13 protein-coding genes are annotated in these 15,267 nt (G+C 60.7%); 8 read left to right on the top strand and 5 right to left on the bottom strand.

The window, feature by feature from the left end; genetic code table 11:
- Window positions 1-202: 202 nt before the first annotated feature.
- Window positions 203-1,645: an NCS1 family nucleobase:cation symporter-1 gene (locus tag GNF76_RS12015; RefSeq protein WP_155583367.1), complete on the top strand. Its 1,443-nt coding sequence runs from the start codon at window positions 203-205 to the stop codon at window positions 1,643-1,645.
- Here GNF76_RS12015 and GNF76_RS12010 read toward each other — a convergent pair.
- Window positions 1,635-2,801 (bottom strand): MFS transporter, encoded by a 1,167-nt coding sequence (locus tag GNF76_RS12010; protein ID WP_155583366.1) that lies wholly within the window; start codon window positions 2,799-2,801, stop codon window positions 1,635-1,637. The two genes, GNF76_RS12015 and GNF76_RS12010, sit on opposite strands and share 11 nt — an antisense overlap.
- A 104-nt stretch (window positions 2,802-2,905) precedes the next feature.
- On the opposite strand from GNF76_RS12010, the gene ptrR reads away from it, so the two are divergent.
- Both ptrR and GNF76_RS29785 read left to right on the top strand, forming a co-directional pair.
- On the top strand, window positions 2,906-3,799 hold the full coding sequence (gene ptrR / locus GNF76_RS12005) for a putrescine utilization regulator PtrR (RefSeq protein ID WP_178123291.1): 894 nt from the start codon (window positions 2,906-2,908) through the stop codon (window positions 3,797-3,799).
- Between the two features lie 136 nt (window positions 3,800-3,935).
- Entirely contained in the window at window positions 3,936-4,058 is a 123-nt protein-coding gene (locus tag GNF76_RS29785) for a PA1414 family protein (RefSeq protein WP_003210728.1), read from the top strand.
- A 223-nt stretch (window positions 4,059-4,281) separates the two neighbouring features.
- Here GNF76_RS29785 and GNF76_RS12000 read toward each other — a convergent pair whose 3' ends face one another.
- Genes GNF76_RS12000 through speB form a run of 4 tightly spaced genes read right to left on the bottom strand, consistent with a single transcriptional unit; the run spans window position 4,282 to window position 8,608 of the window.
- Entirely contained in the window at window positions 4,282-5,664 is a 1,383-nt protein-coding gene (locus GNF76_RS12000; protein ID WP_155583365.1) for a sodium:solute symporter family protein, read from the bottom strand.
- 35 nt (window positions 5,665-5,699) lie between these two features.
- Window positions 5,700-7,211 carry a purine-cytosine permease family protein gene (locus tag GNF76_RS11995; protein ID WP_155583364.1) on the bottom strand — a complete coding sequence of 504 codons (1,512 nt, stop codon included), beginning with the start codon at window positions 7,209-7,211 and terminating at the stop codon, window positions 5,700-5,702.
- Window positions 7,212-7,232: 21 nt separating this feature from the next.
- On the bottom strand, window positions 7,233-7,658 hold the full coding sequence (locus GNF76_RS11990) for a YybH family protein (RefSeq protein WP_155583363.1): 426 nt from the start codon (window positions 7,656-7,658) through the stop codon (window positions 7,233-7,235).
- Entirely contained in the window at window positions 7,658-8,608 is a 951-nt protein-coding gene (speB, locus tag GNF76_RS11985; protein WP_178123290.1) for an agmatinase, read from the bottom strand. Before speB ends, GNF76_RS11990 begins: the two co-directional genes overlap by 1 nt.
- Window positions 8,609-8,886: 278 nt before the next feature.
- Between speB and GNF76_RS11980 the strand changes: the two genes are divergently transcribed.
- The 5 genes from GNF76_RS11980 (at window position 8,887) to relA (ending at window position 15,128) form a co-directional block, all read left to right on the top strand.
- On the top strand, window positions 8,887-9,780 hold the full coding sequence (locus GNF76_RS11980) for a LysR family transcriptional regulator (RefSeq protein WP_155583362.1): 894 nt from the start codon (window positions 8,887-8,889) through the stop codon (window positions 9,778-9,780).
- Window positions 9,781-9,786: 6 nt separating this feature from the next.
- Window positions 9,787-10,383: a tRNA-uridine aminocarboxypropyltransferase gene (locus tag GNF76_RS11975; RefSeq protein WP_155583361.1), complete on the top strand. Its 597-nt coding sequence runs from the start codon at window positions 9,787-9,789 to the stop codon at window positions 10,381-10,383.
- A 111-nt stretch (window positions 10,384-10,494) separates the two neighbouring features.
- Window positions 10,495-11,397 (top strand): cysteine synthase CysM, encoded by a 903-nt coding sequence (cysM, locus tag GNF76_RS11970; RefSeq protein ID WP_155583360.1) that lies wholly within the window; start codon window positions 10,495-10,497, stop codon window positions 11,395-11,397.
- Entirely contained in the window at window positions 11,397-12,749 is a 1,353-nt protein-coding gene (gene rlmD, locus GNF76_RS11965) for a 23S rRNA (uracil(1939)-C(5))-methyltransferase RlmD (protein WP_155583359.1), read from the top strand. The genes cysM and rlmD overlap by 1 nt, the downstream gene beginning before the upstream one ends.
- Window positions 12,750-12,884: 135 nt before the next feature.
- A complete protein-coding gene (gene relA / locus GNF76_RS11960; RefSeq protein WP_155583358.1) occupies window positions 12,885-15,128 on the top strand; it encodes a GTP diphosphokinase in 2,244 nt (747 codons plus the stop codon).
- Window positions 15,129-15,267: the final 139 nt, after the last annotated feature.

Genomic DNA, 15,267 nt, shown 5'->3' with positions numbered 1-15,267 from the left:
GAGCGTATCTGCACCGTTTAATCGCTTTACCTCCCTTTCTGTTGGCTGATCCCTCTCTCTTGCGACCCTTGTTCTAGAGGGATTGTGCCGTCTTTTATTCCATTGGCACGCATTCTGCTCGTCATCTCGTATACAAACTATGTCGCCTCCCGTACGCACTCCCGTTGCGGGTGGCAGGCCGGTATTTTCGAGGAGCCCTGCGATGTCCGAACAATTGCCCAAAGGCTACAGCCCGCGCCTGTACAACCAGGACCTGGGACCGCTGCCGCAAAAATGGAACTGGTACAACATCTTCGCCTTCTGGATGAGCGATGTGCACAGCGTCGGCGGCTATGTGTTTGCGGCGAGCCTGTTTGCCCTGGGGTTGGCCAGTTGGCAGGTGCTGATCGCCTTGTTGGCCGGTATCTGTATTGTTCAGTTGATTGCCAATCTGGTGGCCAGACCAAGCCAGCAGGCCGCCGTGCCGTATCCGGTGATCTGCCGGATGGCCTTTGGTGTGTTCGGGGCGAATATTCCTGCGGTGATTCGCGGTTTGATCGCCGTGGCGTGGTACGGGATCCAGACGTACCTGGCGTCCAGTGCCTTGATCATTGTGGTGCTGCGGTTTCTCCCACAGATGGCGGCGTACGCTGAGCCGCATTTCGCCGGCCTGTCTTACTTGGGCTGGTTCGGTTTCCTCAGTTTGTGGTCGCTCCAGGCATTGGTGTTCTGGACCGGAATGGAGTCTATCCGTCGCTTTATCGACTGGGCTGGCCCTGTGGTCTACGCGGTGATGTTTGTGCTGGCCGGCTGGATTGTCTGGAAGGCGGGCTGGGCGAATATCAGTTTTACCCTGACGGAAAAGTCCCTGTCTGGCTGGGAAGCATTTGGGCAGGTGATTGTCGCTACAGCGCTGGTGGTCTCGTACTTTTCCGGGCCCACCTTGAATTTCGGCGATTTCAGTCGCTACTGTCGCACTATGAAGGACGTGCGGCGCGGCAATTTCTGGGGCCTGCCGGTGAACTTCCTGGCGTTCTCCGTGGTGACCGTAGTGATTGTCTCGGGCACCTTGCCGGTGTTCGGTGAAATGCTCCACGACCCGATTGCCACCGTCTCGCGCATCGACAATGACATGGCGGTATTGCTGGGGGCGTTTGCTTTCGTTACCGCGACCATCGGCATCAATATCGTTGCCAACTTCGTCTCGCCGGCTTTTGATTTCGCCAACGTGGCCCCGAGCAAGATCAGTTGGCGCGCCGGCGGGATGATTGCTGCGATCGCCTCGGTCTTCATCACCCCGTGGAACCTGTTCAACAATCCACTGATGATCCACTACACCCTGGACATACTGGCGGCGTTTATCGGGCCGTTGTTCGGGATTCTGCTGGTGGACTACTACCTGATCAAAAAGCAGAAGATTGATATCGACGCGCTGTTCGATGACAGCCCCGGCGGACGTTACTACTTCGACGGCGGGGTTAACTGGACGGCGGTCAAGGCGCTGGTGCCGGCGACGCTGGTGGGGGTTGCGATTACCTTCGTTCCCGTGCTGCAGCCGATGGCCAACTTTGCCTGGTTTACCGGCTGCTTCCTTGGTGGTGTGTTTTTCCTGGTCCTGGCTCGCCGGGAGCAGGTCCGTGCCCCGGCGACGTTGGTCACTGGCTGAGGGGATTCACGCCCGTTACGGTAGCGGCGGCGGGGCGCAGCAACAGTGCACCCGCCAGCAGTAACCCGCTGCCTGCCACGATCAGGGCAGGTTGCAGCCCGCCACTGAAGTGGCTACTCACCGCCGCCAATAACGGGCCGCTTAGTTGGCCAACGGCAAAACACGCGGTCAGCAGGCCGGCATTGCGTTGGGTGCCATGGGGGGCGATTTCACGCAGGCGTTGCATCACCAACTGCATGCACGCCAGAAACGGCATCCCGCACAGCAGAACCCCCAGCGCCAACCCCGCGCCATCGCCCAACAGGCAAGCGAAGACGCCGGCACCTTGCAGCCATAATGTCGCGATCAACCAATGCCGGGTAGCGTTCGGGTTGTGTCGACGCAGGCTGACCAGCAGCACGCCAATCGCCGAGGCCAAGCCAAAGCACGGCCAGAATAAATCCGCCTGCCAGGCACCTTTGAACTGGGCACTGGCCATCTGCGACAGAAACGTCGCCGGAATGATGTAGCCCAGGCCGTACAGGCAATAGATCCAGCCCAAACGCGCAATGCTGCCGTTGGTGCCACCCTGAGCATTGGCGGCAGGCGCCGTGCTGGCGTTTGCCTGGGGCAGTAGCGGCAGAATCACCAGCAACATCACCAGGGCAACCGCGGCATAGATCAGCCATAAGGTGGCCGACGTCTGATTCAGCAAGTGTGAGCCGAGCGCCAGAAGCCCGGTCAGAAAAATCCCCAAACCCGGTCCGGCAAAGACCAAAGCCCCCAGGCGTGGACGACCAGCGGCAATGGCCAGCGGCTGGCTCAAGCCCGTGATCATCACCAGCACCCATGCACTGGCGACGCCGGTACCAAAGCGCAATAACAGGTGCGACCAGAACCCATTGGCCCAGAACGAAGCCAGGGTCAGCAGTACACACAGCCACAGTCCACCGAGCAGCCGCCCGCGTACATGATGATGGCTACGGGCGAACATCGAATCCACGGCCCCGACGAAATAGCCCAGGTAGTTGGCTGCCGCGATCAGGCCGGCCTCTGTCAGGTCGATCTGCCCTTCACTGAGCAGGTGAGGCATTTGTGGCGTAAGGGCGAAGCGGCCAATGCCCATGGCCATCATCAGGGCGATAAAGCTGGCGAGTAAGCGGATGAGGGGAGACATGGTCAATTTTTCCTGCAAACAGCGAGTGACCACTAGGCTATGATGGATTGACTTTCTTTAAAAATGAATAATATTGAGTAACTTGTTCAGTTTAGGAGAAAGGTGTGGAGTTCAGTCAATTGCGGATTTTCCAGGCCGTGGCCGAGGAAGGCTCCATCACTCGCGCCGCCGAACGCCTGCATCGAGTGCCATCCAACCTGTCGACCCGGCTCAAACAGATGGAAGAACAGTTAGGCGTCGAGTTGTTCGTCCGTGAGCGCCAGCGCTTGCAGTTGTCGCCGGCCGGCAAGGTGCTGCTGGACTACAGCGCGCGGCTACTGGCCCTACATGACGAAGCCCATGGCGCCGTGCAGGGTGGGCAGCCGGCCGGGGATTTTGTCCTCGGCAGCATGTACAGCACGGCGGCGATCCATTTGCCGACGTTGCTGGCGCGTTATCACAAGGCTTACCCGATGGTGAACTTGCAGGTGCAATCGGCGCCCAGTGGTGAGTTGCTTGAGGGCCTGATCACCGGGCGCCTGGACGCAGCACTGGTAGACGGGCCGCTGGCCCTCGCAACCCTGGACGGCGTGCCGCTGTGTGAAGAGCGTTTGGTGCTGATTTGCGAAGCAGACCACCCACCCGTGCGCGGGCCCCAGGACGTTGCCGGGCGTTCGGTGTTCACCTTCCGACGCAGTTGCTCCTACCGGGCGCGGCTGGAGGCGTGGTTTTCCCACGATCGCGTGGCCATGGGCCGGGCCATCGAGATTGAGTCGTACCAGGGCATGCTGGCTTGTGTCATCGCCGGTTCAGGGGTGGCATTGATGTCTGAATCCATGCTTGAGAGCCTGCCCGGCAAGGACAGCGTGTCCGTTCATCCGTTGGCGGAGCCTTTTGCCAGTGCCACCACCTGGCTGATGTGGCGCAAGGGCATGCTCGGGGCTAACCTCAATGCGTGGATTGATCTGCAACAAGAGGGCAAGGTAGAACCCGTACAAGATTCCCGAGCGAGTGCTTGAACGAACCGTCAGGATTTTGATCCATTCAGTAATAGTTCGTTGTGCTTTCAAGCAAGCATTACGTAGGACTTAGGGCTACTATCTGTATGAAACGGCGACAGAACTCTGCCGTTCGGCATTACCCCAAGGGGGCACCATGAAAGAGAAACTGCAAAACTGGCTGCACGACCTCGGCGTCGCACTGGGCTTGATCGAGCCACCGCTGCAACCGGTGCCTATTCGCACCGATGATGAGCAACGTCGGCCGCGTCGCAGGTAAGTCCTGAAAGGCGCTCAAGCATCGGTGTTTGAGCGCGGTCTGTGAGGCACCTGGGATTTAATGTGGGAGCGGGCTTGCTCGCGAATGCGCAGTGTCAGTCACTGGATATGTTGACTGACCCACTGCATTCGCGAGCAAGCCCGCTCCCACATTTGTTTGGTATTGCAGGCAAAAAAAACGGGTGCGACAACCGACGTCGCACCCGCTGAAGAAAGCTTCGTTATCAGACCGCGCGAACAGCCGCTGCCTCCGGCCGGCGAGACAACAAACTCACCAGTACAAAACTCACCAGGCCCACACCGAGGCTGTAATAGATCGGCGTATTGGCGTCCAACCCATCCTTGATCATGAATGCCAGAGCCGTGACAAAGCCCAGCGTCATGGAGGTGATTGCCCCAGAGGTAGTCGCACGTTTCCAGAAAATCGCCCCGATCAGCGGAATCAACATACCGCCCACCAGCAGGTTGTAAGCCAGGGTCAAGGCGCTGATCACGTCGCTCACTACCAGGGCAATGCCCAGCACGGCGATACCCGTCAGCAGGGTAAACAGGCGGTTGATATTCAGGCTCGACTGTTTACCACCCCGCAGGCGCGGCAGCAGGTCTTCGGTCAATACCGTGGAGGCGGCGAGCAAGCCGGCGCTGGCGGTGGACATCATCGCGGCCAGTGCGGCGGCAATCACCAGGCCGCGAATGCCGTCAGGCAGCGAGACTTTGACGATGGCGGCGAAGGCGTTGTTGACGTTGTCCAGGTCCGGGAGCAGCACATGGGCGGCCATGCCGATCAGTGCACAGGCCAGGCCGTAGAGGATGCAGTAGAAACCGGCGAAGGTGCCTGCGTACTTGGCGACCTTTTCATCACGCGCGGTGAACACGCGCTGCCAGATGTCCTGGCCGATCAGGATGCCGAAGAAGTAGATCATGAAGTAGGTGATGATGGTGTCCCAGCCGATTTCGGTGAAGCTGAAATTCGACGCGGGCAGCTTGGCTACCAGTTCGTCCCAGCCGCCGACGCGGTACAGGCAGATCGGCAGCAGGATAAACATCAGGCCGACGGTCTTGATCACGAATTGCACAATGTCGGTCAGGGTCAGCGACCACATGCCGCCGATGGTCGAATAGACCACCACCACACCGCCACCGACCAATACCGAGATCCAGAACGGCAGGTCGAACAGCACTTGCAGCACGGTGCCGATGGCGAGGATCGAGGTCACGCCGATCATCAGCGCATAGGCCAGCATGATCACCGCACTGGCCTGGCGGGCCATGGGGTTGTAGCGCTTCTCCAGGACCTGGGTCACGGTGAAGATTTTCAGCTTGAGCAGCGGTTTGGCGAGGAACAGGTTCAGCGCGATGATGCCCGCGCCCAACGCGGCACACAGCCAGAACCCGGAAATGCCGTGGACATAACCCAGGCGCACGGTGCCGACGGTGGATGCACCACCAAGGACGGTGGCGGCCATGGTGCCCATGTACAGCGTCGGGCCCAGGTTGCGGCCGGCCACCAGATAGTCTTCATGGGTCTTGGCGCGGCGCATGCCGTAGTAGCCGAGCACCAACATGCCGGCGGCGTAGATGAGTACGACGAATAGATCTAAAGCCATGACGGCGAGTCTCCGATTATCTTTTTTATGGGCTATCAGGCGGCTTGTTGCATCGCCGGTTTATCGAGCGCATCCATGCGTTTGCTACGAGGATCGTTCGGCCCGTAAACCGAAGCCGGTTCTGGAAACAGCCGAAGCAAGCTCAGGTACACCACCGAGGCCAGGCCCAGGGTCACTGGCAGGCTGATGTCGATGCCATCGGCCAGGTTGCCCAGCGGCCCGACAAACTGCCCCGGCAAGTTGACGAAGCACAGGCCCACCAGTGCGCTGGGAATCCAGGCGCCCAGGCCGCGCCAGTTCCAGCCGTGGCTGAACCAATAGCGTCCGCCGGTTTCACCCCGGGTGAAGACTTGCAGGTCGTCCGGGCAATAGAAGCCCCGGCGCACGATCAGGCCGATGATCATCATCACCATCCATGGTGTGGTGCAGGTGATGATCAACACGGCGAAGGTCGATACGCTTTGCACCAAGTTGGCGGCGAAACGTCCGATAAAGATGAAGGCAATCGACATCACGCCGATCAGCAGCGTCGCCTTGACTCGCGACAACAGCCGTGGGAACACGCTGGACATGTCCAGGCCGGTGCCATATAGCGAGGTGGTGCCGGTGGACATGCCGCCGATCACCGCGATCAGGCATACCGGCAGGAAGAACCAGCTTGGCGCCACTGCCAACAGGCCGCCGACGTAGTTATTGGCGGCAATGTAGTCCGGTGCCTTGATCGCCACGATGGTCGCGGTGGCCAGGCCAAACAGGAACGGAATCAGGGTCGCGATCTGCGCGGCGATTACCGCCAGCATGATCCGGCCTTTGGGTGTTTCCCGAGGGATATAGCGCGACCAGTCGCCGAGAAACGCGCCGAAGGAAATCGGGTTGCTCATGGCGACCAGCGCCGCGCCGATAAAGGCCGCCCAGAAGCCAGTCTGGCCAAGGCTGACAGTACCGGTGAAGTGGCTGTCGAAAGCCGGTGCGAAGGCAACGATCCCCAGCAGAAACAGCAAGCTCGCTGCCCACACGGCAATACGGTTGACCCACAGCATGAAGCGAAAACCGTAGATACACACCGTCAGTACCAGGATCGCGAATATGCCATAGGCCAGGCCCAGGGTCAGGTCGGTTTCCGGCAAGCCAATCAGCCGTTTCGCACCACCGACCAAGGCATCGCCTGAGCTCCACACCGACAGTGAGAAAAACGCGATAGCGGTCAATAGCGACAGGAACGAGCCGACAATCCGCCCATGCACACCGAAATGCGCACCGGAAGAGACGGCGTTGTTGGTGCCATTGAGCGGGCCGAACAGACCCATGGGCGCCAGGATCACTGCGCCCACCAGCACGCCGAGAACTATTGCCCAGACCCCGGCCTGGAACGACAAGCCAAACAGCACCGGGAAACTGCCCAGTACCGCCGTGGCAAAGGTGTTGGCGCCGCCGAAAATCAGGCGAAACAAATCCTTGGGCCCGGCGGTGCGCTCATGGTCCGGGATCTGTTCGACGCCGTTGGTTTCTATGTTGCGAATACTGTTTTGGTTATTTTTATTATTCATGATCTGCTCCGATCACATTGGCTAAGGGGGCGGCAGCCCTTCCGGCATAGCGGACAAATGTTCGTGACAGGCCAGCCACAGGCCTTTTTGTTGTTGTGTGCGCAAGCCTTGTCGTGTGAAGACAATGGTCTCGCGTTCCTGGCTAAAGCATTGCTCCCCGTTCATGCGCAGCTCGGTGGCCACGTCATGAATAAATATCGCCACGTCACCTTGCAGGCTGACGAAAGCGTTGCTCGAGGTGCAGGACAGCACCTCGAAGCCTTCATCCCGACGCCAGCTGTCCCACAACACCTGGTAGGCATCGCGGCTCAGCAGCGGCTCGGGAAGGGTGTAGAACACGAAGCTGGCGTCCGTACTGAACGCGCCGAAGTAGGCATCGCGATCATTGCGGGCGAAGGCCGACACCAGGTCGGCCGCAGCGTGCAAAACCTCGTCGCGTTCGTTCATTAGCGGTGGGCCACGCCCGGCAGTACGCAGAGCATTTCGTACAGCAGGTTGGCGCCCAGCAGCGAGGTGTTGCCGGTGGTGTCATAGGGCGGCGAAACTTCTACCAAGTCGCAACCAATCAGGTCCAGGCCTTGGCAGCCACGGATGATCTCGATTGCCTGGATGGTGGTCAGGCCACCGATTTCCGGGGTGCCGGTGCCAGGCGCCCAGGCGGGGTCGATGCCGTCGATGTCGAAGCTCAGGTACACCGGACCACCGCCGACCTTCTCACGCACTTCGGCCATCAATGGCGCGAGGGAGTGGTGCCAGCATTCTTCAGCCTGGACCACGCGAAAGCCCTGCTTGCGGCTCCAGTTGAAGTCTTCGGCGGTGTAGCCCTGGGCTCGCAGGCCGATCTGCACCACGCGGTCGCAATCGAGCAAACCTTCTTCCACGGCGCGGCGGAAGGTGGTGCCGTGGGCGATTTTCTCGCCGAACATGTGATCGTTGACGTCAGCGTGGGCATCGATGTGCACCAGCCCGACCTTGCCGTGTTTCTTGTGGATCGCCCGCAGGATCGGCAGGGTGATGGTGTGGTCACCGCCCAGGGTCATTGGAATCACATCGTGCTTAAGGATCTCATCGTAGGATTCTTCGATGATCCGCACGGCGTCCAGCAGGTTGAAGGTATTGATGGCGACATCGCCGATGTCCGCGACGGACAGCGAATCAAACGGCGCAGCGCCGGTGGCCATGTTGTAGGGGCGGATCATCACCGACTCGGCGCGGATTTCACGGGGCCCGAAGCGGGTGCCGGCGCGCAGGGAGGTGCCGATGTCTAGGGGCACGCCGATAAAGGCGGCATCGAGGCCCTCGGCCGATTGCAAGTGGGGAAGACGCATCATGGTGGCGATGCCGGCGAAGCGCGGCATTTCGTTGCCGCCCAGTGGTTGGTGGAAAATCTTGTCCACGGGATTGCCTCATCGTTGTTTTGTTTATTAGCGGCCGATTCTGCGAAATGCCGGGGAGGGGAAGAATCGCTGGGGGCAAATACTTAGTTCAGATTTTTCTAAACTAAGTGTCGTAGGAGAGATAGACTTCGTAACATCCTGTAGCCGCTGCCGCAGGCTGCGATAAGGCCGAAGGCCTTCAGCAATGTTGAAACACTGTGCCGACTGCGTCGGCGATCGCAGCCTCGTTCCTCGGCAGCGGCTACGCGATCACGAGCCTGAGACCACGCGGAGAACCCATGGCCAACGCCTTGCCCGACCTGAAACTCCTGCGCATCTTCGTCAGCGTGGTGCGGCACCAGGGGTTTGCCAATGCCCAGCATGAACTCAACCTGTCGACGTCGGCCATCAGCACTTACATGAGCCAATTGGAAGGTGCGTTGGGCCTGGTGCTGTGCCATCGCGGGCGGGGCGGTTTCAGCTTGACCAGCAAGGGTGAGCTGTTCCACCAGGAAACCCTGCGTCTACTCGGCGAACTGGAAGGCTTCGAGCAATACGCTGCTGCGCTCAAGGGCGAGTTGCGCGGCACCCTCAAGCTTGGCGTGCTGGACTCCACCGTCAGCGACAAGGCCCTGCCGTTCGCTGAAGTGATCGGCGCCTACAGCCTTGAGCACCCGGCGGTGCATTTGCACCTGTCGGTGATGAGCCCCTATGAGTTGCAACTGGGAGTGCAGGACAATCGCCTGGATTTGGCCATCGGTGCCTTTTCCACACGGATGAGCGGGCTGATCTACATGCCGCTCTATCGGGAGCAGCACTGGCTGTATTGCAGCACTCGCCACCCGTTGTTCAACGAACGGCGCATCCCCGAGCAAGTGATCACTCAGCAACGCATGGTTGGTCGTGGTTATTGGAGCCAGGCCGAACTGGCGCGCCACGGCTTCAAGCACAGCGCCGCCACCGTGGAAAGTATGGAGGCGCAACTGATCCTGGTGCTCTCCGGCGCTTACATCGGTTATCTGCCGGAGCACTACGCTCAGGCCTGGGCCGACAAGGGTGACCTGCGGGTGTTGTTGCCGGCGACGTTTGGTTACCAGGCGCCGTTTTCGATGATCATGCGCCGGGGCCGCAGCCGCGAACCGCTGATCCAAACCTTCCGCGACTTGCTCAAAGCCCAGCTCAACCAGGCCTGAAAATTCATGTCCAGACCCCAATGTTCCCGTTGCCTCAGGCCCCTGACTCACTGCCTGTGCCCGCTGATCCCGAGCCTGGATAGCCGCACCCGCGTGCTGCTGCTGCAGCATCCCAGCGAGGTCAACCATGCCTTGAACACTGCGCGGTTGGCGGCGCTGGGGCTGATGAATGCGCACTTGGTGGTGGGCGAAGTGTTTGAGGATCTGCCAGCCTTATTAAACGTACCCGGGTACCGGGCGCGACTGTTGTTTCCTGCCGAGGATGCGCAACCGTTGCAGGCGTACACGCCGTCCGACGAGCCGTTGCTGTTGGTGGTGCCCGACGGTACCTGGCGCAAGGCGCGCAAATTGCTGCACCTCAACCCCTTGTTGGCGGCGTTGCCGCGAGTCACGTTAGCCGAGGGCGCCGTGTCCAGATACCGGCTGCGCAAGGCGCCGGGGCCAGGTGCATTATCGACGGTGGAGGCGATTGTGCAGGCGCTTCAGGCATTGGAGACGCCCACATCGTTCGAACCGTTGTTGAGGCCGTTCGAGGCGCTGATTGAAGGGCAGATTGCGGCGATGGGCGATGAGGTTTTCCAGAAAAACCATGGCCCAGGCTGATTGTTTTGTTACTTATTCCAATAAGCGATAAACACCATACTTTGCGTGATATGGCCCGCCAGCGTTTGCCGGTATGATGGGCGCCCCCGCAGTCTGGATTGCGAATACGCCATGACCTTGCAGTACCCAACTATCGCCGATTGCGTCGGCAACACCCCGCTGGTCCGCTTGCAGCGCATGCCGGGCAACACGAGTAATACCTTGTTGCTCAAGCTCGAAGGGAATAACCCGGCGGGCTCGGTCAAGGACCGCCCGGCGCTGTCGATGATCACCCGCGCCGAGCTGCGTGGGCAGATCCAGCCCGGTGACACCCTGATCGAAGCCACCTCCGGTAACACCGGGATTGCCCTGGCCATGGCCGCCGCAATCAAGGGTTACAAGATGATCCTGATCATGCCCGACAACGGCAGCGCCGAGCGTAAGGCCGCGATGACCGCCTATGGTGCCGAGCTGGTCCTGGTGACCCAGGAAGAAGGCATGGAAGGCGCGCGCGATCTTGCCGAGCGCATGGCCGCCGAAGGCCGTGGCCAGGTGCTGGACCAGTTTGCCAACGGCGATAACCCCGAGGCGCACTACACCAGCACCGGTCCGGAAATCTGGCGCCAGACCCAGGGCACCATCACCCATTTCGTCAGTTCCATGGGCACCACCGGCACCATCATGGGCACCTCGCGCTTCCTCAAGGAGCAGAACTCCGAGATCCAGATCGTCGGTTTGCAACCCATGGAAGGCTCGGCGATCCCGGGGATTCGCCGCTGGCCGCACGAGTATTTGCCGAAGATCTACAACGCCGACCGCGTCGACCGCATCATCGACATGGCCCAGCGTGAAGCCGAAGACACCACCCGGCGCCTGGCCCGTGAAGAGGGCATCTTCTGTGGTGTGTCCTCCGGTGGCGCCGTGGCGGGGATGTTGCGCTTGTCCCAGGAACTGGAAAACGCGGTGATCGTCGCGATCATCTGTGACCGTGGCGACCGTTACCTGTCGACCGGCATTTTCGACGCGCCTAACTGATGGCCAAGCACGAGAGAGGCCTGCGCTTCCAACCGACGGGCGGCAGCCGGGCCCCACAAATACCGACGGGCAAGAAACAGCGCCTGACCATCGAGCGCCTGGCCAATGACGGGCGTGGCATCGTGTTCTTCGAAGGCCGTACCTGGTTTGTGATCGGTGCGCTGGCTGGCGAAGAGATCGAGGCGCGGGTGCTGGGAGCCCATGGCAAAGTGGTCGAGGCCCGTACCGAGCGGGTGTTCAAGGCCAGCGAGTTACGCCGTCCCGCACCCTGTGTGCATGCCGGTCGTTGTGGCGGTTGCAGCCTGCAGCACTTGCCCCACGACGAACAGCTCGCCCTGAAACAGCGCATGCTCGCCGAGCAGTTGTCCCGCGTGGCGGGTGTTGAACCCCAGGAGTGGGCCGCGCCATTGAGCGGCCCGGAATTTGCCTATCGCCGTCGTGCCCGGGTGGCCGTGCGCTGGGACGCCAAGGCGAAAAAACTTGAGGTGGGTTTCCGCGCTGTCGCCAGCCAGGACATCGTCGCTATCGATGATTGCCCGGTGCTGGTACAGGCCTTGCAACCGATCATGCAGCGGTTGCCGAACATGCTTCGGCGCCTGAGCAAGCCTCAGGCCCTCGGCCATGTCGAACTGTTCAGCGGATCTTCCATTGCCGTGTTGTTGCGGCACATGTCGCCGTTGTCCGAAGCGGACCTGACGATCCTGCAAGAATTTTGTACGTTCCATGAAGCGCAATTGTGGCTCCATGGAGAAGGCGAGCCGCAGCCGTTCGAGCCAGATCAGGCCCTGGGCTACCGGCTGGAGCGCTGGGATCTGGAGTTGGCCTACCGGCCGGGGGATTTTATCCAGGTCAACGCGGGGATCAACGAGGCGATGGTTGCCCAGGCCCTGGAGTGGCTGGCGCCAAAGTCCGACGAACGGGTTTTGGACCTGTTTTGCGGCCTGGGCAATTTCGCCTTGCCCTTGGCACGTCAGGTGCGAGAAGTGGTGGCGGTAGAGGGTGTGCAGGCGATGGTTGATCGCGCCGCAGCCAACGCCGTAAACAATAATTTGCATAATGCAGAGTTTTTTCAGGCCGATTTGTCCCAGCCTTTGACTGACGCGGAATGGGCCAAAGAGGGCTTTTCTGCGGTACTCTTGGACCCACCCCGCGATGGTGCCCTGGAGGTTGTGCGCAAGCTCGCCGCTCTGGGGGCCGATCGCCTGGTGTATGTGTCCTGCAATCCAGCGACGCTGGCGCGGGACACGGTCGAGTTGGTCAAGCAAGGCTACCGGCTAAAGCGTGCCGGGATCCTCGACATGTTTCCGCAGACGGCCCATGTCGAGGCCATGGCGTTATTTGAAGCGGGCTAGGATGCCTGTTTAATCCGACTGGCCTGCATCTCTGGGCCTGTGACCTGCCAGGGAGTGTGCGCAAGCTTGTTTTGTAAAGCAGGTCAGCGATGATTTTGATGCACTTAAAGGTGTGTCGTAGGGAAGGTAAGCAAGATGGTACAGGTGAGAGCACACCAGCCGATCAACACCGACGGCAGTATCAATCTCGAGGCATGGCTGGATCATGCCGTCAGTGTCGACCCGGCACTGGACCGTGAAGCCTTGAAAGCAGCCTGCGAGTTCGCTCGTGAGTCTGAGCAGCAAGACAATGCGGCCAAGAACCTGTGGGCCGAAGGCACTTCAAGCTTTCGCACCGGGTTGGAAATCGCCGAGATCCTCGCCGATCTCAAGCTCGATCAGGATTCGCTGATCGCGGCCGTGCTGTATCGCGGCGTACGCGAAGGGCATATTGCGCTGCCCACCGTCAGCCAGCGGTTTGGCGCGGTGGTCGCCAAGCTGATCGATGGCGTGGCGCGCATGGCTGCCATCAGTGCCAGCCTCAGCCCGCGCCAGTCGATGGTGATGGGTACCCAGGGCCAGGTGGAAAACCTGCGCAAGATGCTGGTGGCGATGGTCGATGACGTGCGCGTCGCCTTGATCAAACTGGCCGAGCGTACCTGCGCGATTCGTGCGGTGAAAACCGCCGATGACGAAAAGCGCAATCGCGTTGCCCGGGAAGTTTTCGATATCTACGCGCCGTTGGCCCACCGCCTGGGCATCGGTCATATCAAGTGGGAACTGGAGGACTTGTCCTTCCGCTACCTCGAACCCGATCAATACAAACAAATCGCCACGCTGCTCCACGAGCGGCGGCTGGACCGTGAGCGTTTTATCAGCGACGTGATGGGCCAGTTGCGCTCCGAGTTGCAGGCCACGGGTGTCGAGGCGGACATCAGCGGCCGGGCCAAGCACATCTATTCCATCTGGCGCAAAATGCAGCGCAAGGGCCTGGCCTTCAGCCAGATCTACGACGTGCGCGCCGTGCGGGTGCTGGTGCCGGAAATGCGCGATTGCTACACCGCACTGGGCATCGTCCACACGCTGTGGCGGCACATTCCCAAGGAGTTCGACGACTACATCGCCAACCCCAAGGAAAACGGCTATCGCTCGCTGCACACCGCAGTGATTGGCCCTGAGGGTAAGGTGTTGGAAGTGCAGATTCGCACCCACGCCATGCACGAAGAGGCCGAGCTGGGTGTGTGCGCTCACTGGCGCTACAAGGGCACCGACGTCAAGGCCGGCTCCAACCAGTACGAAGAGAAAATCTCCTGGTTGCGCCAGGTGCTGGAATGGCACGAAGAACTCGGCGATATCGGCGGCCTGGCCGAACAGTTGCGGGTGGATATCGAGCCCGATCGGGTCTATATCTTCACCCCCGACGGCCACGCCATCGACCTGCCCAAGGGCGCCACGCCGTTGGATTTCGCCTACCGCGTGCACACCGAGATCGGCCACAACTGCCGTGGCGCCAAGATTAACGGGCGCATCGTGCCGCTCAACTACAGCCTGCAGACCGGTGAACAGGTCGAGATCATCACCAGCAAGCACGGTACGCCGAGCCGCGACTGGCTGAACCCGAACCTGGGCTACATCACCACGTCCCGGGCGCGGGCGAAAATTGTCCATTGGTTCAAGTTGCAGGCGCGTGATCAAAACGTCGCGGCCGGCAAGACCTTGCTCGAGCGCGAACTGGCACGCCTGGGGCTGCCGCAGGTCGACTTCGACAAGCTGGCCGAAAAGGCCAACATGAAGATTGCCGAAGACATGTTCGCGGCCCTCGGTGCTGGCGATTTGCGCTTGGCGCAGTTGGTCAACCTGGCCCAGCAACTGGTGGAGCCGGAGCGCGGCAGCGAGCAGTTGGAACTGATCCCACGCAAGGCGACTGGCTACAAGCCGGGCAAGCGCGGCGATATCCAGATCCAGGGCGTCGGCAACCTGATGACGCAAATGGCTGGCTGCTGCCAGCCGTTGCCGGGCGACGCCATCGTCGGTTACATCACCCAAGGCCGTGGGGTGAGCATTCACCGCCAGGATTGTGCCTCGGTGTTGCAGCTGGGCGGGCGTGAGCCGGAGCGGATCATTCAGGTCAGTTGGGGCCCGGTGCCGGTGCTCACTTATCCGGTGGACATCGTTATCCGCGCCTACGATCGCTCTGGTCTGCTGCGGGATGTGTCACAAGTGCTGCTTAATGAGCGGATCAACGTACTGGCAGTCAACACCCGCTCGAACAAGGAGGACAACACTGCGTTGATGTCCCTGACCATCGAGATTCCGGGGTTGGACGCGTTGGGGCGGCTGCTGGGGCGTATTTCCCAGTTGCCGAACATCATAGAGACCCGGCGCAACCGGACGCCATAAACCATTTTTTGTGGGAGCCGGGCTTGTGTGGGAGCTGGCTTGCCTGCGATGCAGACGCCTCGGTTTTTCAGATGTACCGAGTCGATGCCATCGCAGGCAAGCCAGCTCCCACAGAAAGCTAACCCCACAGAGAGCGGAC

This window comes from Pseudomonas spelaei, from assembly GCF_009724245.1.
GTDB lineage: Bacteria > Pseudomonadota > Gammaproteobacteria > Pseudomonadales > Pseudomonadaceae > Aquipseudomonas > Aquipseudomonas spelaei.
Note: the sequence above shows the minus strand (reverse complement) of the source record. Positions and strands in the feature narration are given on the sequence as shown.